Origin of the sequence: Bacillus sp. KS1 (assembly GCF_020075515.1) — a bacterium.
In the GTDB taxonomy this organism is placed as follows: domain Bacteria; phylum Bacillota; class Bacilli; order Bacillales; family Bacillaceae; genus Bacillus; species Bacillus velezensis.
Genome location: NZ_JACAWW010000004.1, coordinates 449,831 through 469,348, shown reverse-complemented (window position 1 = coordinate 469,348; position 19,518 = coordinate 449,831). Strand labels below are relative to the sequence as shown.

22 protein-coding genes are annotated in these 19,518 nt (G+C 45.1%); 20 read left to right on the top strand and 2 right to left on the bottom strand.

Going from position 1 to position 19,518, the window contains the following annotated elements; all coding sequences use genetic code 11:
* Positions 1–3: 3 nt before the first annotated feature.
* From tuaD to HWY38_RS02705, 6 genes are all read left to right on the top strand, one after another.
* Complete coding sequence (gene tuaD, locus HWY38_RS02730; RefSeq protein WP_224181213.1) at positions 4–1,344, top strand: UDP-glucose 6-dehydrogenase TuaD; 1,341 nt, start codon at positions 4–6, stop codon at positions 1,342–1,344.
* A 67-nt stretch (positions 1,345–1,411) separates the two neighbouring features.
* The gene (gene tuaE / locus HWY38_RS02725; RefSeq protein ID WP_224181212.1) at positions 1,412–2,899 is read left to right on the top strand and encodes a teichuronic acid biosynthesis protein TuaE; all 1,488 of its coding nucleotides are present in this window, start codon (positions 1,412–1,414) and stop codon (positions 2,897–2,899) included.
* Positions 2,896–3,576: a teichuronic acid biosynthesis protein TuaF gene (gene tuaF / locus HWY38_RS02720; RefSeq protein WP_224181211.1), complete on the top strand. Its 681-nt coding sequence runs from the start codon at positions 2,896–2,898 to the stop codon at positions 3,574–3,576. Before tuaE ends, tuaF begins: the two co-directional genes overlap by 4 nt.
* 23 nt (positions 3,577–3,599) lie before the next feature.
* Positions 3,600–4,358 carry a teichuronic acid biosynthesis protein TuaG gene (tuaG, locus tag HWY38_RS02715; RefSeq protein WP_045209026.1) on the top strand — a complete coding sequence of 253 codons (759 nt, stop codon included), beginning with the start codon at positions 3,600–3,602 and terminating at the stop codon, positions 4,356–4,358.
* Between the two features lie 19 nt (positions 4,359–4,377).
* Complete coding sequence (tuaH, locus tag HWY38_RS02710) at positions 4,378–5,574, top strand: teichuronic acid biosynthesis protein TuaH (RefSeq protein WP_224181210.1); 1,197 nt, start codon at positions 4,378–4,380, stop codon at positions 5,572–5,574.
* A gap of 132 nt (positions 5,575–5,706) precedes the next feature.
* Complete coding sequence (locus HWY38_RS02705; protein WP_003151382.1) at positions 5,707–6,783, top strand: glycosyltransferase family 4 protein; 1,077 nt, start codon at positions 5,707–5,709, stop codon at positions 6,781–6,783.
* Positions 6,784–6,881: 98 nt separating this feature from the next.
* Here HWY38_RS02705 and HWY38_RS02700 read toward each other — a convergent pair whose 3' ends face one another.
* Both HWY38_RS02700 and HWY38_RS02695 read right to left on the bottom strand, forming a co-directional pair.
* Positions 6,882–8,102 (bottom strand): LCP family protein, encoded by a 1,221-nt coding sequence (locus HWY38_RS02700; protein WP_224181209.1) that lies wholly within the window; start codon positions 8,100–8,102, stop codon positions 6,882–6,884.
* A 4-nt stretch (positions 8,103–8,106) separates the two neighbouring features.
* Complete coding sequence (locus HWY38_RS02695; protein WP_007614107.1) at positions 8,107–8,754, bottom strand: YigZ family protein; 648 nt, start codon at positions 8,752–8,754, stop codon at positions 8,107–8,109.
* 222 nt (positions 8,755–8,976) lie between these two features.
* On the opposite strand from HWY38_RS02695, the gene degS reads away from it, so the two are divergent.
* The 14 genes from degS to csrA all read left to right on the top strand — a co-directional run bounded on the left by degS (position 8,977) and on the right by csrA (position 19,511).
* Positions 8,977–10,140 carry a two-component sensor histidine kinase DegS gene (gene degS / locus HWY38_RS02690; RefSeq protein ID WP_007407484.1) on the top strand — a complete coding sequence of 388 codons (1,164 nt, stop codon included), beginning with the start codon at positions 8,977–8,979 and terminating at the stop codon, positions 10,138–10,140.
* Positions 10,141–10,216: 76 nt separating this feature from the next.
* Positions 10,217–10,906, top strand: a complete 690-nt coding sequence (gene degU / locus HWY38_RS02685) for a two-component system response regulator DegU (RefSeq protein WP_003219701.1) — start codon at positions 10,217–10,219, stop codon at positions 10,904–10,906.
* Between the two features lie 97 nt (positions 10,907–11,003).
* Positions 11,004–11,852 carry a DegV family protein gene (locus HWY38_RS02680; RefSeq protein ID WP_224181208.1) on the top strand — a complete coding sequence of 283 codons (849 nt, stop codon included), beginning with the start codon at positions 11,004–11,006 and terminating at the stop codon, positions 11,850–11,852.
* A 108-nt stretch (positions 11,853–11,960) separates the two neighbouring features.
* Positions 11,961–13,346, top strand: a complete 1,386-nt coding sequence (locus tag HWY38_RS02675; protein WP_224181207.1) for a DEAD/DEAH box helicase — start codon at positions 11,961–11,963, stop codon at positions 13,344–13,346.
* Between the two features lie 57 nt (positions 13,347–13,403).
* The gene (locus HWY38_RS02670) at positions 13,404–13,688 is read left to right on the top strand and encodes a late competence development ComFB family protein (RefSeq protein WP_003151389.1); all 285 of its coding nucleotides are present in this window, start codon (positions 13,404–13,406) and stop codon (positions 13,686–13,688) included.
* Positions 13,689–13,693: 5 nt separating this feature from the next.
* Positions 13,694–14,383, top strand: coding sequence for a phosphoribosyltransferase family protein (locus HWY38_RS02665; RefSeq protein WP_224181414.1), 690 nt, complete (start codon positions 13,694–13,696; stop codon positions 14,381–14,383).
* Between the two features lie 73 nt (positions 14,384–14,456).
* Positions 14,457–14,876: a TIGR03826 family flagellar region protein gene (locus tag HWY38_RS02660; protein ID WP_007614102.1), complete on the top strand. Its 420-nt coding sequence runs from the start codon at positions 14,457–14,459 to the stop codon at positions 14,874–14,876.
* Positions 14,877–14,945: 69 nt separating this feature from the next.
* On the top strand, positions 14,946–15,212 hold the full coding sequence (gene flgM, locus HWY38_RS02655) for a flagellar biosynthesis anti-sigma factor FlgM (protein ID WP_003151393.1): 267 nt from the start codon (positions 14,946–14,948) through the stop codon (positions 15,210–15,212).
* A 14-nt stretch (positions 15,213–15,226) separates the two neighbouring features.
* Positions 15,227–15,709: a flagellar protein FlgN gene (locus tag HWY38_RS02650; RefSeq protein WP_003151394.1), complete on the top strand. Its 483-nt coding sequence runs from the start codon at positions 15,227–15,229 to the stop codon at positions 15,707–15,709.
* Positions 15,710–15,724: 15 nt separating this feature from the next.
* Positions 15,725–17,242: a flagellar hook-associated protein FlgK gene (gene flgK / locus HWY38_RS02645; RefSeq protein ID WP_224181206.1), complete on the top strand. Its 1,518-nt coding sequence runs from the start codon at positions 15,725–15,727 to the stop codon at positions 17,240–17,242.
* A gap of 11 nt (positions 17,243–17,253) precedes the next feature.
* Positions 17,254–18,171: a flagellar hook-associated protein FlgL gene (flgL, locus tag HWY38_RS02640; protein WP_003151396.1), complete on the top strand. Its 918-nt coding sequence runs from the start codon at positions 17,254–17,256 to the stop codon at positions 18,169–18,171.
* Positions 18,172–18,262: 91 nt separating this feature from the next.
* On the top strand, positions 18,263–18,832 hold the full coding sequence (locus HWY38_RS02635) for a DUF6470 family protein (protein WP_007407476.1): 570 nt from the start codon (positions 18,263–18,265) through the stop codon (positions 18,830–18,832).
* Positions 18,833–18,861: 29 nt separating this feature from the next.
* Positions 18,862–19,293, top strand: coding sequence for a flagellar assembly protein FliW (fliW, locus tag HWY38_RS02630; RefSeq protein ID WP_007407475.1), 432 nt, complete (start codon positions 18,862–18,864; stop codon positions 19,291–19,293).
* On the top strand, positions 19,287–19,511 hold the full coding sequence (gene csrA, locus HWY38_RS02625; RefSeq protein WP_003151402.1) for a carbon storage regulator CsrA: 225 nt from the start codon (positions 19,287–19,289) through the stop codon (positions 19,509–19,511). Before fliW ends, csrA begins: the two co-directional genes overlap by 7 nt.
* Positions 19,512–19,518: the final 7 nt, after the last annotated feature.

Sequence of the window (19,518 nt, the reverse complement as noted above, 5' to 3'; positions counted from 1 at the left end):
GCTGTGAAAAAAATCGCTGTATTAGGAACAGGGTATGTAGGTCTTGTATCTGGAACTTGTTTTGCGGAAATCGGCCATCATGTGACTTGCTGTGACATCAATGAAGCGAAAATCAGAAGCTTGCAAAACGGAGTCATCCCGATATATGAACCGGGGCTTGAGGAATTAGCCGAAAAAAATGTCAGTGCCGGGCGGTTATCCTTTACGGCCGATATTGGGCCGGCTGTGAAAGCCGCTGATATCATCTATATCGCCGTCGGTACGCCGATGTCAAAGACGGGTGAAGCCGATCTGACCCACATTAAGGCAGCGGCGCAAACAATCGGAGAACAGCTGAACGGATACAAAATCATTGTCACCAAAAGCACTGTTCCGGTCGGGACGGGAAAGCTCGTTTACCAAATCGTCAGCGAAGCGTCAAAGGGAAAATATCCGTTTGATGTCGCGTCAAATCCTGAATTCCTCCGCGAAGGTTCGGCGGTGCGGGATACGATGCAGATGGAGCGGGCGGTTATCGGCGCCACAAGCGAACATGCCGCTTCGGTCATTGAAGAGCTTCATAAGCCGTTCCGTACGAAGATCGTAAAGACCAATCTTGAAAGCGCGGAAATGATTAAGTATGCCGCAAATGCTTTTTTAGCCGCCAAAATATCTTTTATTAATGATATCGCCAATATTTGCGAACGTGTCGGGGCGGACATTTCCCACGTGTCAGAAGGCGTCGGTCTTGACAGCCGGATCGGGAATAAATTTCTGCAGGCGGGCATCGGATTCGGCGGATCCTGCTTTCCGAAGGATACAACGGCTTTATTGCATATCGCAAACGCCGCCGGCTATCCGTTTCAAATGATGGAAGCCGTCATTGAAACCAATCAGAAGCAGCGGGTCCGTATTACGGAAAAATTGAACCGCGCCATCGGTCCCTTAAAAGGGAAAACCGTGGCCGTACTGGGGCTGGCCTTTAAACCGCACACAAATGACGTCCGCTCCGCCCCGGCTCTTGATATCATCACAAGTCTTAAAGAGCAGGGCGCTCACGTGAAAGCGTATGATCAGATCGCGATTCCCGAAGCGTCAGCGATATTAGGAGACGGCGGCATTGAATATCACACAGAGCTGTACAGTGCCATCAAAAACGCGGACGCATGCCTGATTACAACAGATTGGCCGGAAGTCAAGGAGATGGATCTTCAGAGAGTGAAGCAGCTGCTCAAACAGCCGGTCATCATTGACGGCAGAAATATGTTTCCGTTGGAGTATATGAGGGTTTCAGGATTCACTTATCATTCCGTCGGACGTCCGGCGGTTCATGCCGATCGGCAAATAAAAGAACTGGCAAGATAGAAAAAGATTTGTCTTCAGGCTCTCGGCAGCCCGGCTCGGCTGCCGGTTTTGGAAAGGGGTTTGCCATGTGAGTATCAAACGTTCAGCGGCACATGTTCTTGTGCTGCTTGCCGCTCTCATTACAGGAGGATTTATCATGCTGGAGGCGGTCAGGGCGGATGCCGGCTTCGGAAAAATCACCGTGCTGCTGCTTGCCGCCATGATCGGCATTGCCGGACTTGCTTTGCTATCCGCCTTTACAACAAACGGTCAGATGTTTATGGGGCTCATTTATATACTGATCGCGTGTACATTTTTAAACCAGGCCTTCTTTGCGGTTCATCTCGGATTTTTCAGCTTATTTATATACCGGCTGTTATTAATCGGAGCTGGCGCCCTTCACATCGCCGGCATCCTGACAAACCGTCATCATATTGACAGATGGAATCGGGTGAATGTAAAAGGGATTCTGATGTTTTTCGCCTTATGGTTTACATACGGTCTCCTATCGTTATTGTGGGCAAAATCCGTGACGTACGGGATTAAATATTTAGCTTTAATGGGAATGGGCATGTTTCTGATTTATCTCATTGTCATGTTCATTCAGCGCTTTGATCAGCTGATGATTTTTTACGGCATATGGCTTGTGATGACCATTTTTGTGATGGCGATCGGCTTTTACAACCATTTTACACACCACCATCTGCCGAGCTCCACGCTTTATAACGGCCCGCAATACAAACAGCATTATCCGACGTCCGTTTTCTTTAATCAAAATGATTTCGCCACCTTTTTGTGCATCAGTTTCTTTCTGTATGCAGCGGCGGTGAAAAATATGAAAAACGGCTATGTGAAGGCCGTCAGCCTGCTCTTTGCGATCAGCGCTTTGTATTTAATCATTTTGACCGGTTCGCGCGCGAGTCTGCTGGGCATATGCGCGGGGGCGGCTGTATACGTCTTCATCCTGCTGCCTTCCCTGTTGAAAAAACTCGCGCTGTACGCTGCGGGAGCGGGTGCGGCGCTGTTTGCGGTTTTATTTGCGGGCCGTATCACCAACGGCGTCTTGAATCTGTTTTCAGCTCCGCAGGCGATGCCGGGACAGCAACCGCTTCCTTCCAACCTCGCGAGGGCGAATCTTTTAAAAAACGCCTTTCACTATGTGATTGATTCCTGGGGGTTCGGAGTGGGTGCCGGAAACGTCTCGTATTATTTAAAAGCGGAGCCCGTTTATAATACGGGCGGCGTAGTTGAGGTGCACAACTGGCTCGTCGAGATTATGGCGAACTTCGGCGTGCTTACGATGCTCGGTTACCTGACAGTCTATTTGTTCCTTTTTTGGACACTTTATAAATGTCATGAAAGAAAATCGGAAAATCAGTCAAGACTGATCACAGAAGGACTTATCACGGCGATGGCCGGTTTTTTGGTAAGCAGCATCAGCCCAAGCTCCGTATCAAATTTATTTTTCCACTGGGTGTTTCTCTCGCTCGTGATCGCGGCGGTCAATATATTGAGGCGTTTACAAAAGGAGCCTGCCGTCACGGCGTACTATGAAAAACAGGGAGATGCGAGATGAAGGATATGTTGACAAGAATAACCCGCCGTATCAAAAAGAATATCATTTGGATCATTGCGCTGCCCGTTGTGTTAGGGGCGGCGGGATATGTATTGCCGTCAAAAATCAGCGGAAACAGCAGTTTTACATCAGAAGCCGCGATCGCCGCGGGAAACTATGATCATCCGCTTTATAACAATACAAAAGAAATCCCGCTCCTTTTGACGAGCGATGCCTTTTTAAAGCAGGCTCTGCCTGATAAAACAGATGAAGAAAGAGCGGCCGTGAAAAGTCAACTGACTGTCGAAACACAATCAGATTCATTGATCACGGTCAGCTACAGCGGCCAAAACAAACAGGATACTGAATCGGTGTTTCAAGCCGTCATAACAACTTTTCTGAAGAATGATCAGGACCTGTTTGAAAAACGGGCAAAAGTAGTGCGGCAGAGTATTGCTGCGCTTAAAGGAGAAACCGTCAGCGCGGACGCCAAAGTGGATAAGGAACGATTTTTATACGAATTGAAAAATACGCAGCTGAACCTGAAAGCGGCCGGCATCATCAATTCAGAGCCGATGAATGAAACGGCGGGACAAGGCATGCCGCCGAAAAAGAAAGCGGTTCTGGGCGTTTTAATCGGCATTGCAGTTGCATTTATGTTCATTGTCATTCCTGAGTTTTTTAGAGAGTCCTTGTAAAAATCTGCGATGGAGATGTGACCATGACAAACTGGAAACCTTTCGTATCTGTCATTACACCGTCTTATAACGCAAGTGAATATATCGAAGACACGATTCAGTCTGTTTTACATCAAAGCCACCCGCATTGGGAAATGATTATTGCGGATGACTGTTCAACGGACGGAACGAGAGATATTTTACGGCAATATGAACAAAAGGATGAGCGGATCCGCGTCGTTTATTTAGATAAAAATGGGGGAGCCGCGGCTGCCAGAAATACAGCCCTTAAACATGCCAAGGGCCGTTATGTCGCATTTCTGGACAGCGATGACAGATGGAAAAAGGAAAAGCTTCAAAAACAGCTTGCGTTTATGGCAGAGCGGTCCTGCGCTTTTTCATTTACGGGCTACAGCGTCATGGAGCAGGACGGAACGCCGACGGACAAAACGATTCAAGCTCCTGAAAGCCTGTCATATGATGAAGCTTTAAAAAACACGATTATCGGATGTTTAACGGTCATGATTGACAGAGAGCAGACGGGGCAGATTCAAATGCCTGATATCAGAACGCGGCAGGATTTAGCGACATGGCTTTCCTTGCTGAAAAGGGGATTTACGGCTTACGGCCTGAATGAGTGCCTTTCAGAATACAGGCTTGTGCAGAATTCGATTTCAAGCAACAAGTGGAAAGCCGCAAAAAAAACGTGGTTTGTTTATAGAGAAATTGAGCGCCTGCACTTTATCAAGGCTTCGTGGTGTTTTATGCAATATGCGAAAAACGCGGTCATGAAAAGACTGTAGGCGTCAGAGGAGCTGGGTGATGAAGGTGGAACCGATTATTCACGTAATCGTCGGAGCGGCGGAATGGGGGCATGACCGGCTGAGATACAGACGGCACCGGCTGGCTGAATTTCTCGCCCGGCAAAAAGAAACGAAAAGCGTCATTTGGGTATGCCCGTCTCCGCGAGCCAATGATGGTCAGATGGCCGGGATCGCCGAGGGAATCCGGCAGTTCACTGTAAAGGATATCATGCAGCAAAAAGCTTTCCGCTTCGGCAGGTATACAGACATGTGCTACAGGCATAAGCTTTCACCATTGGTGAACATGCTGAAGGAAGAAGGAGAAGGGGCCCGCTGCTGCTTATGGTACACCTTCCCCGGTTTTCCGCTTCTGGCAGATCTGTTTCCTTGGGATGAAGTGATTTATGATTGCAGTGATCTGTGGGCCGCTCCGATCAGCGGCCGGTCCGGGGTGTTGTCAAATGTTAGAAGAAACATCATTAAACAAGCGGAATTGAGAATCATTCAGCGTGCCGATTCCATTACGTGTACATCTGACTGTCTGCACCAGGAGGTCGGAAAAAGGCTGGAGAACCCGCACCAGAAAGTGTTCACCATTGAAAACGGAGTGGAATATGACCTGTTTTCACGGGAAAATAAACAGCCGGATGAAGACATTTTACGGGGACGGAACGGAACGGTTCTCGGTTTTATCGGCGGAATCAAACCGAAGCTCGATTTTGCGCTTATGGCGGAAGCGGCAGAGTTGAGGCCTGACTGGACGATTTTATTGGTAGGCCCGAACACGGCTCAGGACGATCCGGATTTCAAGTCGCTTCTGGAACGCCCGAATGTCATCTGGACGGGACCTGCCGCGCCGAATGAAGTGCCGTCCTATATGCAGCTTGTCGACATTGGCATCATGCCGTATAAAAATTCACCTTATAATGACGCGGTATTTCCGCTTAAGCTTTTTGAATTTTTAGCCGCCGGGAAACCGGTTGTCGGCTGCAACCTTTCTTCTACGTCAAAAATCAAAAGGCCTTTCGTCTATGAATACGTTGAAGGCAGTGACCCCGCAGATTTCATCGCGGCGTGCGACGCGCTTCTGGCAGCGGACCGCAGCGGATCATACGAGGCTTTGCGCCGTGAATTGGCCCGGAGACGGGATTGGAATGTTTTATTCGGCCGAATGCTCGAATGCACGGGTATATTGAAAAATGCGCAATCCCATTAAAAGGGAAAGCGCATTTTTTGATTTGCGTGTTTCTTTTTGATGATGCTTGTTATAATAACTAGTAAGAATTATAATGGAAGGAACGGTTCAATATCAGAAAAGACTTCATATAATTCCAAAGGAGACTTCTTTATGCTTGACGAACGCATGTTTCGCATAGTTGTTGCGTTTTTTGTCTCTCTGCTAACGGTTTTAATCCTAACTCCTATCGTAAAAAAAATTGCGATCAAAATAGGTGCAGTTGACCAGCCCAGCAACCGAAAAGTACATGATAAAATAATGCCCCGTATGGGCGGCTTGGCCATCTTTATCGGCGTAGCGGCGGGTGTGCTCGCTGCCGGCATATATAATGAAACGAAAATGACCGCCATTACAGTGGGTGCGTTTATTATTGTTATTTTAGGAATCCTTGATGATAAATACCAATTAAGCGCAAAGGTAAAGTTTTTCGTCCAGCTGGCCGTGGCCATTATGATTGTGAGCACGGGACTGAAAATGGACTTTTTCTCCGTACCGTTTTTAACGGAACGTTTAGAATTGGGATGGGTCGCTTACCCGCTGACTGTGTTATGGATCGTCGGTATTACGAACGCGATGAACCTGATTGACGGTTTGGACGGACTCGCTGCCGGCCTGTCGGTCATCGGACTCTCCACTATCGCCGTTATGGCGTTGTCCGGAGGGAAAATCCTTATTCTGTCACTTTCACTTGTCGTGATAGGAAGCACACTCGGATTTTTATTTTATAATTTTCACCCGGCAAAGATATTTATGGGAGATACCGGATCGCTCTTTCTCGGATACGTCATCTCAGTACTCTCATTATTGGGTCTTTATAAAAGTGTTACTTTATTCAGTATCATCATTCCGATCATCATTTTGGGCGTGCCGATTTTTGATACGACATTCGCCGTCATCAGGCGGATTTTAAACAAACAGCCGATCTCAGCGCCTGATAAGTCACATATACACCACCGGCTGATGGCCTTCGGGCTGTCACACCGCACGGCTGTCATTATCATTTATTTAATCGGCTTTATTTTCAGCGTCAGTGCCATCCTGCTGAAAAGCGCGACCATATGGCTTTCGCTGTTTATTATTTTTGTATTGATTGTATTTATGCAAATCATAGCAGAGGTCACAGGGTTAGTAAATGAACAATTTAAACCATTTACCAAGTTTTACAAGAGATTGGTAAAGAAAAATTAAAAAGAGCAGATCATGCGAATGGTCTGCTTTTTTGTGGATTCTGCTATTCTCTTATTATATAAAAAAACCCGATCCTGCTCAAAGGATCGGGTTTACTCTTAATAGCCTGTTGTGCCGCCGGACTGTGTGCTGTCCGTACCGTTTGCACCTGCAGTACCGTTGGTTGAATCGGTTGTGCCGCTTGTTCCTGTGCTGCCGGAAGTCGAATCAGTCGTGCCGTCTGTTCCTGTGCTGCCGGAAGTCGAATCAGTCGTACTGTCCGTTCCTGTGCTGTCAGAAGCAGGATCGGACGCCGTGCTGCTTCCGGACGGGTAATCCAGATGTTTCTGCAATTCCTGCCGTACTTTTTCGAGATTGGTCGGATCCGGCTGGAAATAATATGTTCCGCCTGTAGACGCGGTTCCGCCGCCGCCTAAATATAAATCTGATCCTGTTATAGTCAGTGTATCAATCTTTTTGCTGGTAAAGCCGCTGTAAATCTGCTGAAGGGCGAGTCCTTCAGTGATTCGGATATTCGTTTGGACGTTATTGCTTGCTGTTTCAGCAATTTTATCGATTTTAGCAATATTTCCAGCTTTAGACATTTGGTCGATCAGTGCATTTAGGATTTGCTTTTGGCGGTCATTCCGGCCGAAGTCTCCGCGCTTATCCTGCTTTCTCATCCGCGCGTAAGCCAGAGCCTGCTCACCGTTCAAATGCATGTTTCCTTTCTTGAAGTAGATCCGTTTCTTTTTACTGACGTCACTCATTTCGTCGAAGTCAAACGGCACTTTTACATTAACTCCGCCGACTTCATCAATAACATCTTTAAAGCCGTTAAAATCGACAGTGACATACTTATCAATCGGTATGCCTAATAAGTCTTCGACGGTTGAGACGGTTTCATCCGCCCCGCCTTTAGCAAAAGCCGCATTGATTTTTGATTTTTTACCGGTTGTATCGCCGGCAAGCGTCACCCGCGTATCGCGCGGAATACTCAGCATTTTCATTGTTTTATTTCTCGGATCAAGGGTAACGACAATAAGAGAGTCTGATCGTCCGCCTTTTCCGCTTGTGGCATAATTTTCGATTCCCATAAACAAAATGGAGAACGGTTTTTTCTTCATATCGATGACTTTATCCCGAAGTTTTGATTTGTCTCCGCGGGAAAGGGCATCATATGCATTATCTGCCGCATTGATCGTTTTGTATACTTTGTATCCGCCAAACCCGGCAGCGACTAACAAAACGAGGGTAAGCAGCAGCAAAATCCGTTTGAATATGATCTTTCGTTTGCTTTTCTTTTTCTTTCGAACACGCACTCTTACACGTTCAGCCATTACATTAGTCTCCTTTAGGGCTGACGTCTGTTTCTAAATACGTCAGTTCTCCCTCTGTATTCTTACTCTTGCCGTTCGTCAGTTCTGTCATCCATTTTATAAACTCGTCTTTGTCTTTTTCTTCAACGTACGTTTCAAATTCGACATGATCCGCATAATGGATATCTTTCAGTAAAAAAACTGATTCTCTCAGTTCGTTCTCTATCTTGCCGAGCCACGTATAATCCGCTGATGTATGCATAATCCGCATCAGCTTCCGCTCCGTAACTCCTATATGATTTAAGCCTTCAGACACTGACTTCCCATATGCACGAATCAATCCGCCTGCACCGAGCTTTATTCCGCCGAAATACCGGGTAACCACCGCGCAGGTATCTTTCAGACCGCGTTTTTTCAGCACTTCCAGCATGGGGACGCCGGCTGTGCCGCTTGGTTCTCCGTCATCATTCGCCTTTTGTATATGGTCGGTTTCGCCGATCAGATAAGCTGAGCAGTTATGAGTCGCATTCCAGTGCTGTTTTTTTATCTTTTGTATAAATTCCTGCGCTTCCTCTTCAGAAGCAGCACGGCTCAGGTGACAGATAAAACGCGATTTTTCAATCACAATCTCATGTTCACCCGTTTCTTTAACTGTTAAATAGCTGTGCAGCATGATTGCTGGACCCTCCTGACAAGCATTAAAAGACTTGTTTCTACAAATTCGAACAGACTTTAGAATTTTTGCGCATATTTTGGTATCATGAAAGAGTAAGATACTATATAAAAATGTTTTTTTCTAGAATATACGCATTCTTTCATTATAATTCGACATAAATTGCAGTTCAATTACATTTATAATAAAAATACATAACAACACCGTTACGGAGGGAGACAGATGAATAAATCGAAGATGGACTCCAAAGTTTTGGATTCTATACTTATGAAAATGCTGAAAACCGTGGACGGGAGCAAGGACGAGGTTTTTCAAATCGGAGAGCAGTCGCGCCAGCAATATGAGCAGCTGGTTGAAGAACTCAAACAGATCAAACAGCAGGTGTACGAAGTCATTGAGCTGGGCGACAAACTTGAAGTTCATACGCGGCACGCACGAAACCGCTTGTCTGAAGTAAGCAGAAATTTCCATAAGTTCAGCGAAGAAGAAATTCGCAACGCCTATGAAAAGGCGCACAAACTTCAAGTGGAACTGACGATGATCCAGCAGCGTGAAAAGCAGCTGCGGGAGCGCAGAGATGATTTAGAACGCCGGCTTTTGGGGCTTCAGGAAATCATTGAACGGTCAGAATCATTAGTCAGCCAAATAACCGTCGTTCTGAATTACCTGAATCAAGACCTTCGCCAAGTAGGGCTTCTTCTTGCCGATGCGCAGGCTAAACAAGATTTCGGTTTAAGAATCATTGAAGCCCAAGAGGAAGAAAGAAAAAGAGTTTCCAGAGAAATTCATGACGGTCCCGCGCAAATGCTGGCAAATGTCATGATGAGATCGGAATTAATTGAACGGATCTTCCGCGACCGCGGCACGGAGGACGGATTTCAGGAAATCAGAAATCTACGGCAGAATGTGCGGAATGCCCTTTACGAAGTCAGAAGGATTATATATGATTTAAGACCGATGGCATTGGACGATCTCGGGCTGATTCCGACACTGAGAAAATATCTTTATACAACTGAAGAATACAACGGAAAGGTGAAAATACATTTTCAGTGCATCGGAGACACGGAGAACCAAAGGCTTGCCCCGCAATTTGAAGTGGCGCTTTTCCGTCTCGCTCAGGAAGCCGTCACAAATGCACTCAAGCATTCAGAATCAGAGGAAATTACAGTAAAAGTGGAAGTAACCGCTGATTTTGTCGTTCTCATCATTAAGGACAATGGAAAAGGCTTTGATATTAAGGATGCTAAACAAAAGAAAAACAAGTCATTCGGCTTGCTGGGAATGAAAGAAAGAGTAGATCTGCTTGAAGGAACGATAACGATAGACTCTAAAATAGGTCTTGGGACATTTATCATGATTAAGGTTCCGTTATCTCTCGGCCTATAATTTGTTAAATAGAGCCAAAAGACATATTGACCGAACAGCGGCGTATATAGAACAATAGGATAAGGAGGCGTAGCGTGTGACTAAAGTAAATATTGTTATTATCGACGACCATCAACTATTCCGTGAGGGTGTAAAAAGAATATTGGATTTTGAACCTACCTTTGAAGTGGTAGCAGAAGGTGACGATGGAGATGAGGCGGCTCGAATCGTCGAGCATTATCATCCCGATGTTGTCATAATGGACATTAATATGCCGAATGTAAATGGTGTAGAGGCTACTAAACAGCTTGTTGAGCTGTACCCTGAATCTAAGGTGATTATCCTCTCCATCCATGATGATGAAAACTATGTGACTCATGCTTTAAAAACAGGTGCAAGAGGCTATCTCCTGAAAGAGATGGACGCAGATACTTTAATCGAAGCAGTGAAAGTGGTAGCCGAGGGCGGTTCTTACCTTCACCCGAAAGTAACCCACAATCTTGTCAACGAATTCCGCCGTCTTGCGACAAGCGGAGTTTCTGCTCATCCTCAGCATGAGGTTTACCCGGAAATCCGGAGACCATTACATATATTAACGAGACGGGAATGTGAAGTGCTGCAAATGCTTGCAGACGGAAAAAGCAACCGCGGAATCGGTGAATCATTGTTTATCAGTGAGAAAACAGTGAAAAATCACGTGAGTAATATTTTGCAGAAAATGAACGTTAATGACCGGACACAAGCCGTTGTCGTGGCCATTAAAAACGGCTGGGTAGAGATGCGTTAGTCATGTGTGAGAAGACTTGCCTGTTATGGCAAGTCTTTTTTTACAGCTGCATATCTATTAAAATACTTATTAAGTACTTAATAAGGCAGGTAAAGTGATGAAGATTGCAGTTGTAACAGACAGTACAGCATATATTCCGAAAGAGATGAGAGAAGAACATCATATTCATATGATCCCTCTCCAAGTGGTTTTCGGTGAAAAAACATTCCGCGAAGAAACAGAACTCGACTGGAGAAGTTTTTATAAAGAAGTAAAAAATTATGATGAGCTGCCGACTACGTCTCAGCCTTCTTTCGGTGAATTAATCGCATTGTACGAAGAACTGAGCAAAACATATGATGCAGTCATAAGCATACATTTGTCCAGCGGAATCAGCGGAACATATAACAGCGCCGCCTCGGCAAACACTATGGTTGATCATATTAAAGTTTATCCCTTTGATTCAGAGATCAGCTGTTTGGCACAAGGTTTTTATGCATTAAAGGCAGCACAGCTCATTAAAGACGGTGTTGACTCACCGGAAGAGATTATAAAAGAGCTGGAAGAAATGAAAAAAACAGTCCGTGCGTATTTTATGGTGGACGATTTATCACACCTCCAGCGGGGCGGGCGTCTAAGCAGTGCTCAGGCTTTTATCGGCGGTCTGTTAAAGGTAAAGCCTATTCTTCATTTTGACAATAAGGTAATTGTTCCTTTTGAGAAGATTCGGACACGCAAAAAAGCGATTTCGAGAATTTTTGAGCTGTTTGGGGAAGATGCAAGTAAAGGAATCCCGATGCGGGCCGCTGTCATCCATGCAAACAGGGAAGAAGATGCGGCGGATATTATACAGGAGTTAAGCGGTAAGTATCCTCATGTCGAATTCTATAACAGCTATTTCGGTGCCGTGATCGGAACCCATTTGGGCGAAGGCGCCATCGGAATCGGCTGGTGCTTTAAAAACTAAGTGAAAATCTCCGTTTTCAAGGGCGGAGATTTTTTTATTTTTTAATTTTGGCAATTCGACAAGTGGGTTCCCGACAAGGCATACTTTGAGCAGAAAGGAGGCAGGGAGATGTCCGAAGGTGATTCAGAATTTTCAGAGGTGCGGGGTTTCTTTTACGGCCGGCATTTATTGAGATCTGAGATACCGTTTTCAGATCAGCGCATCAACGGTTTTATAGAAAAAGAGTATATAACGGCCGAGCCGTCAATCATCCGCCGGAAAAACCGTTACGTCTGCCAACGATGCGGTCAGTCTGATCAAGCCTGCTTTGCGGCATTTTGGGCGTCCTCTGCCAAAAGGCAGATTACCTATTGCCGTGCCTGTTGCATGATGGGAAGGGCTGATGAACAGACATCATTATATTCTTGGAATCAAGCCCCTGAAAACAGCTGGGAGCCTGTAAAGCTTTCTTGGGAAGGAACACTGACAGACGGGCAGAAGCGGGCGGCCGCCGCGCTTACAGATGCGATAAAAGAGAGTCAAGAGCTTTTAGTATGGGCGGTTTGCGGATCGGGGAAAACAGAGATGCTGTTTCCGGGTATCGAGTTTGCGCTGAATCACGGTTTGCGTGTCTGTGTCGCGACTCCGCGTACAGATGTCGTACTTGAACTGCTGCCGAGACTGAAAAAAGCATTTGAGAAAGTCGAAGTTTCTGCTTTGTACGGCGGCAGCGAGGACAAAGGCCGCTTGACTCCGCTGATGATTTCAACAGCTCACCAGCTGATGCGCTACCGAGACATTTTTGATGTCGTGATAATAGATGAAGTAGATGCGTTTCCTTTTTCAGCCGATGAGACATTAAGATTCGCTGTTGATAAAGCGAGGAAGAAAAACAGCGCCCTTGTTTATGTAACGGCAACTCCTTCAGATACATTAAAAAAGAAGGCTGAAGCAGGTTTGCTGAAAAGCGTCCGCATACCGGCCAGATATCATCGGAAACCCCTCCCGGAGCCGCATTTTTTGTGGTGCGGCAATTGGAAGAAGAAGCTTCAGAAAGGAAAACTGCCGCGCTCTGTAACGGATTGGGTTTGCCAAAAACTTCAATCACAGCTGCCTGTTTTCTTATTCGTTCCGTCTGTACACGTATTGAAAAAGACAACGGATTATTTTCAGAAATTAAACATACGGGCAGAAGGCGTACATGCGGAAGACACATTCAGAAAGGATAAAGTGAAACGGTTCAGAGACGGCCGGCTTGACCTGCTGGTAACGACTACGATTTTAGAAAGAGGGGTTACCGTGCCCAAAGTTCAGACATGTGTCCTCGGCGCAGAAGCACCTATCTTTACTGAGAGCGCGCTCGTACAGATCGCAGGCAGAACGGGAAGGCATTATAAACATTTCAGCGGTGATGTCGTCATGTTTCATTTCGGAATTACAAACGGAATGAAAAAAGCAAAAAAACATATTGAACATATGAACAAATTGGCACAAAAAAGTAAATTGTTGGACTAGTTAATTTCAGAAAACGTGATACAGTATACTCATACTTTCCTATGAGGAGCTGTCAGCATGCTTGTCAATTCTAAAGAAATCATATTAAAGGAACTTCTCGACCGCCATATGCCTAAGCTTCATATGAAATGCACATGCCGGGTATGCAAAAATGATGTACTGGCACTTTCACTAAACCGGGCTGAACCGGCATATGTTACAGATAAAAAGAAAGTTGCTTATGCAAAAGCAGAGATAGTTGATAAACAGAAAAATACGGCGCTGCTTGTCATTCTGGCTGAATCAGCGGCGATTGTTTCGGTTAATCCAAGCGAGTTCTGTGAAACTCGGGAAGGAGCGTAATATCTCTGAATTGTTTATTGTGTGACTCACCAATTTCAAGTTCATTGACTTGGAGATCTCTGTTTTCTCTGGCGCCCGAGCAAGAGGTATGCAGCATATGCAGCAGCCAATTCGAAAAAATTGAAGGCCCCGTATGCAGTATATGCGGGAGGCCTCAGGAGTCAAATGAAAAATGCGCTGATTGTGCGGCCCGGGAATCAAAAACGGAAAAGCGCTTTTTGCTGCGGCAAAACCGTTCGGTATATTTGTATAATGATGCGATGAAGGACTCATTGGCCCGGTTTAAATTCAGGGGTGATGCGAAAATCATTCAAGCATTTGAACGTGACTTTGCTGCCGGCTTTAAAGCGGCATATCCATCAAATACACATACTCTCGTCCCTATTCCGCTGAGCGGCGAACGGCTGGCGGAACGCGGATTCAATCAATCCGAGCTGCTGGCCTCTCTGCTCGGAATGCCCGTCATTTCCCCCCTCATCCGACTGAACAACGAAAAACAATCCAAAAAGAGCAAAACAGAAAGGCTGTCCGCAGAAAAAAAGTTTTCAGCAGCCGAAAACTCCGCCGAAGGTATGAACGTCATCTTAATAGATGATATTTATACGACGGGCGCCACACTTCACCAAGCCGCCGAAGTCCTGCTGACAGCGGGTAAAGCGTCATCGGTCGCCTCTTTTACTTTAATCAGGAGCTAAATCATTCTTTTTTTCTGCCGATATAATTGATAGAAATATAAGGCAGATTAAAGAAGGAATAGGAGTTAATACGATGGGTGAATTGGCAAATTGTCCAAAATGCAATGCTTTATTTTTTAAAACGAACCTGCAGACCGTGTGCCAGGCATGTATTAAAGAAGAAGAAAAAGCATTTGAAACCGTCTATAAATTTTTGAGAAAGCAGATCAACAGACAGTCGACGATGCAGCAGATCACTGAGGAAACAGGTGTGGATGAAGAGCTGATCCTCAAGTTTATCAAACAAAAAAGGATTCAGATCAGCCAGCTTCCAAATTTGGCATATCCTTGCGAAAGGTGCGGAAATCCAATCAGGACGGGGAAATTTTGCAAGTCCTGTCAGACAGATATTGAGTCGCAATTAGACCATATGAACCAAAAAACAGCCGCTGAATTCGAAGAGAAAAACAGTGCAAAAGACACATACTATGCCTATAATACCAAAAACACCTGATTCCCTAAACTAACTGATAACGCAGTCGATAAAAGGATTAGACTGCGAACAGAAAGCGAGAGGAATCCTATGAAAATCAATCAGTACGGAACACAATCCGTTAATCCATATCAAAAAAATTACGAAAAGCAAGCCGTACAAAAAGAGGCTGCAAAGCCGAAGGACAAAGTGGAAATTTCTTCTCATGCAAAAGAGCTTCAAAATGCGTCAGATGCGGTCACTAAAACACGTCAGGAAAAAATCGCTCAGCTTAAAGCGGATATAGAGAGCGGAACATATAAAATAGATTCAAACAGCATCGCTGAAAACATAGTGAATTTCTATAAAAAGCAATAAAAAGGAGAAAGCCAATGTCAGCAAAGCCAATTATTGATCAACTGAAGCGACTTTGCGCACTGCATGAACATCTGCTCACGCTGTCTGAGGAGAAAACGGAAGCGCTGAAAGCAGGTAAAACAAAAGAGCTCTCCAACATATTGACCAAAGAGCAAAAGTATATTCAGGCAATCGGGCAGACTGAGGAAGAACGAATCAGGTTAACTTCTCAGTTTCTCAGCCGCGGTGAGGACAATACAATTGCTGCATGCATCTCCAGAACTTCAGGCAGTGAAAAACAGGAGCTTGAAGGGTTATTTCACTCTTTGTCTGCGCTTCTTGACCGTCTGAAAGAAGTGAATGAGATGAACAAACAGCTCACGATTCAGGCTTTACAATTCATCTCCGGGGCATTTGATATGATCATGCCGGGTGAAAAAGAGAATATGAATTATAAAGAGCCGCAAGCGGCGCGCAAGCCTGTCAGCCGTTTGACATTATTCGATTCAAAAGCTTAGAACGGAGGATTTTTAATGCCATCGACTTTTATGGGGCTCGAAACAGCAAGGCGTGCATTGAGTGCGCAGCAGACTGCATTGAGCACAGTTTCAAATAACGTTGCAAATGCAAATACAGAAGGATATACGAGGCAGCGCGTCACATTACAATCGACGAGCCCTTATCCCGCAGTATCAAAAAACAGTGATCTGACGGCCGGGCAAATCGGAACAGGAGTAAAAGCCGGTTCAGTTGAGCGCGTCAGAGACAGTTTTTTAGACTATCAGTACAGAACTGAAAATACAAAATTAGGGTACTATACAGCCCGTTCCAATTCATTGTCGCAAATGGAAGGCGTCATGAAAGAGCTTGACGATAACGGATTAAACGGATCGCTCAGTTCGTTTTGGAATGCCCTTCAGGATCTGGCGACGAATCCGGAAAATACGGGAGCGCGCTCAGTTTTGCAGGAGCAGGGGAAATCTCTTGCCGAAAGTTTTAACTATATATCTACCTCTTTGACTAACATTCAGGGTGATATTAAAAAGAACCTGGATAACACAGCGGATCAGGTCAATTCCATTCTCAATCAGCTGAATGACCTTAACAATCAAATAGCGGCAGTTGAGCCGAGCGGTATGCTCCCTAATGATTTGTATGACCAAAGAGACAGATTGATTGATCAATTATCTTCTATGGCAAATATTAAAGTTTCATATAATAAGTCGGGCGGACATGCCTTGGCGGCTGCTGAGGGCACGGTTAACGTCGAATTGCTGAACGGAAACAACAATTCTCTCGGTACGCTGCTCGACGGTAACACAAAAACAGTTTCAGAAATGAAAATCAATTACGACAAGGACAGCGGCCTCGTGTCGAGTGTGTCAGTCGGCAGCAGTACGGTCGATGCGGATGCATTTACCGGTAAAGGCTCACTTTTAGGTCTTATTGAATCATACGGCTATATGTCAAACGGAGAAGAAAAAGGTCTTTATCCTGAAATGCTGACGGCTCTTGACAATATGGCGCTGTCCTTTGCTGACGCGTTTAATGCAGTTCATGAAAAAGGAAAAACCTATACAGGCGAACAGGGCGCAGCATTTTTTGATTTCAGCGGTGGTGAAGCGGTGCCTGCAAAAGGTGCGGCAGCGAAAATAAAAGTCAGTGACAAAATTCTTGCGTCTACTGATAATATCGCAGCGTCGTTAAACGGAGAAAAAAGTGACGGCACAAACGCGACAAATCTTGCAGCTGTACAGAACAGCAAGCTGACTATTAACGGTGAAACCACTACAATTAATGACTTTTATGAATCCCTTATCGGAAAGCTGGGCGTTAATTCACAAAAAGCGGCCAATCTTATGAACAACTCTGAAAGCAACACCCTTTCAGCCGATGAACGGAGACAATCAATCAGTGCAGTGTCTTTAGATGAAGAAATGACAAATATGATTCAGTTTCAGCACGCTTATAATGCGGCTGCGCGGATTATAACGATGCAAGATGAAATATTCGATAAAATTATTAACGGTATGGGCACCGGAGGAAGATAGGAGATAAGTAAATGAGAGTAACTCAAGGGATGATCGCAAAAAATTCTCTTCGATTTATCGGCTCAAGTTATGACAAGCTCGATCGGCTTCAGCAGCAAGTGTCTACGGGGAAAAAAATCACGAAAGCTTCTGATGATCCGGTCGTTGCAATGAAGGGAATGCAGTACCGTACTCAGCTTGCGCAGGTAAACCAGTATCAGCGGAATGTTTCGCAAGGCTTTACATGGCTGGAAAACTCGGAATCAAGCGTAAACTCGGAAACGGATATTATGGGGAAAATCCGGGACTTGATGGTTCAGGCGAAAAGTGATTCGAACGGTGAAACAGAATTGAAAGCAATCGGTACAGAAATCGGCCAGCTGAAAAAGCAGCTCGTTTCTGTCGCGAATACTCAGGTAAACGGACGTTATCTGTTTAACGGAACAAATTCAGATGTCCCGCCGATCACTGAAAATGCCGACGGCACATATACGTACAACTATGAGAATTATACAGGTGCTTCGGATGTTAACATCAACATCTCGAACGGAGCAGTGCTGAAAGTGAATTCTGATCCAAACTCAGCTTTCGGAGGCGTCGCACAAAATGGAGATAATGTATTTGAATTTCTAAACTCCCTAGAAGCTTCTTTAAGCAAAGGCACGCTGTCCGAAGCAGATTCAAATCAAATTCTGTCAGATATCGACGGTTTTACTGACAAAATGAATGCTGAAAAATCCAATATCGGCGCACGCACAAACCGGTTGGAACTCATTCAGACAAGATTGGAATCACAAGCGGCAACCGCTGAAAAAGTATTGTCCGATAATGAAGATGTAGAAATGGAAGATGTGATTGTTGATTATTTATCTCAGCAGACGGTCCATAGAGCAGCGCTGTCAGTGAATGCGAATATCATTCAGCCGTCACTGATCGACTTCCTGAAATAATAGAACTGATCGTCTTCAATATATAAAAAAAGCGACTCACAACAGGGAGATCGCTTTTTTTACTAAAATATTATAAACAGGAGGGGTCTCTGTGCAGATGCCGAGATTGATTATTGACAGTGTGCCTGCTAAAATCGGTATAACCTTTCAAAAGGAAGAAATCGAGATGGAACAGCCGCCCGCTGACTTGGAAATCGAGCAGCCGCCGGCAGAGCTGAACATAGAAAGCACGCCGGCCAAACTGACGATTGACCAGACGAGGGCGTGGGAGAACTTGAATCTCAAATCATTTGAAAAGCTGAACGCTGAAGCCGCCCAGAAAGGTGCGGAAGCCTGCAGCGAGTTTATTGCAAAAACAGTCAGGGAAGGGAAGGAAATGGCGGCTATCGAAAAGAAAACGGGCAATGTGATGGCCCGGCAGGCAGCAGATGTCAGACCGCCCGATCCATTCGGCGAATTCAGCGACTTTCTGCCTGCGCAGTTTCTCGTCGACATTGACTGTATTCCTTCAAAGCTTACGATTGATATTGAAGCCCGCAAACCTTCAATTGAAGCAGCCGTCAATAAACCTGTATGGAATTATACGCCGGGGAAAGTTCAGATTGATATGATGCAAGACCCTAAGGTGACGATTTCGGTTGACGATGGCAACGCAGAATAAAAGATGAAAGTGGTAAAGGATTGTGAAGCATGATAATTAAAACAAAATATCACGGAGAAATCAGAATAGACGAAGGGCAGATTATCTCATTTGAAAACGGCCTGCCGGGATTTAATGACGAGACTCAATTTGTTGTTCTTCCTTTGTCGGAAGATTCACCGTTTTTGGCGCTGCAGTCTGTCAAACAGGAGCACATCGCCTTTATTGTCGCCAGTCCGTTTATTTTCTTTAAAGGGTACGAATTTGACATTGACCATGCGACGCTTGAACTTTTGCATATTGAAGATATAGAGGACGTCGAAGTGATGGCGATTTTAACGCTGGAAGAGCCTTTTGAAAACACGACCGCTAATTTAAAAGCGCCGATTATCGTCAATAAAAAGGAAATGAAGGCGAAACAAATCATTTTACATGATGCTTCCTATGAAACAAAACATCTGATAGGAGGAGGATCATGCTAGTTCTCTCAAGAAAAGTGAATGAGTCCATTCAGATCGGGCCGGATATTGAAATAAAGGTGATCGCCATCGAAGGAGAACAAGTGAAGCTGGGAATTGAAGCGCCTCAGCACGTAGATATTCACAGGAAAGAAATCTACTTGTCGATCCTGGAAGAGAACAACAGAGCTGTATCTTTTAATACTGATTTATTACTTAACTTATCCTCACAAAAAAAGTGAGGATTTT

What these genes read in the sequence shown, in the direction of transcription:
- fliW (WP_007407475.1), top strand. Translation starts at nt 18,862, where the DNA reads ATGATAATTAAAACAAAATATCACGGAGAAATCAGAATAGACGAAGGG.
- degS (WP_007407484.1), top strand. Translation starts at nt 8,977, where the DNA reads ATGAATAAATCGAAGATGGACTCCAAAGTTTTGGATTCTATACTTATG.
- HWY38_RS02695 (WP_007614107.1), bottom strand. Translation starts at nt 8,754, where the DNA reads ATGCTGCACAGCTATTTAACAGTTAAAGAAACGGGTGAACATGAGATT.
- flgM (WP_003151393.1), top strand. Translation starts at nt 14,946, where the DNA reads ATGAAAATCAATCAGTACGGAACACAATCCGTTAATCCATATCAAAAA.
- flgL (WP_003151396.1), top strand. Translation starts at nt 17,254, where the DNA reads ATGAGAGTAACTCAAGGGATGATCGCAAAAAATTCTCTTCGATTTATC.
- HWY38_RS02670 (WP_003151389.1), top strand. Translation starts at nt 13,404, where the DNA reads ATGCTTGTCAATTCTAAAGAAATCATATTAAAGGAACTTCTCGACCGC.
- tuaG (WP_045209026.1), top strand. Translation starts at nt 3,600, where the DNA reads ATGACAAACTGGAAACCTTTCGTATCTGTCATTACACCGTCTTATAAC.
- csrA (WP_003151402.1), top strand. Translation starts at nt 19,287, where the DNA reads ATGCTAGTTCTCTCAAGAAAAGTGAATGAGTCCATTCAGATCGGGCCG.
- HWY38_RS02700 (WP_224181209.1), bottom strand. Translation starts at nt 8,102, where the DNA reads ATGGCTGAACGTGTAAGAGTGCGTGTTCGAAAGAAAAAGAAAAGCAAA.
- HWY38_RS02675 (WP_224181207.1), top strand. Translation starts at nt 11,961, where the DNA reads ATGTCCGAAGGTGATTCAGAATTTTCAGAGGTGCGGGGTTTCTTTTAC.
- HWY38_RS02650 (WP_003151394.1), top strand. Translation starts at nt 15,227, where the DNA reads ATGTCAGCAAAGCCAATTATTGATCAACTGAAGCGACTTTGCGCACTG.
- tuaH (WP_224181210.1), top strand. Translation starts at nt 4,378, where the DNA reads ATGAAGGTGGAACCGATTATTCACGTAATCGTCGGAGCGGCGGAATGG.
- HWY38_RS02705 (WP_003151382.1), top strand. Translation starts at nt 5,707, where the DNA reads ATGCTTGACGAACGCATGTTTCGCATAGTTGTTGCGTTTTTTGTCTCT.
- flgK (WP_224181206.1), top strand. Translation starts at nt 15,725, where the DNA reads ATGCCATCGACTTTTATGGGGCTCGAAACAGCAAGGCGTGCATTGAGT.
- HWY38_RS02660 (WP_007614102.1), top strand. Translation starts at nt 14,457, where the DNA reads ATGGGTGAATTGGCAAATTGTCCAAAATGCAATGCTTTATTTTTTAAA.
- tuaF (WP_224181211.1), top strand. Translation starts at nt 2,896, where the DNA reads ATGAAGGATATGTTGACAAGAATAACCCGCCGTATCAAAAAGAATATC.
- HWY38_RS02680 (WP_224181208.1), top strand. Translation starts at nt 11,004, where the DNA reads ATGAAGATTGCAGTTGTAACAGACAGTACAGCATATATTCCGAAAGAG.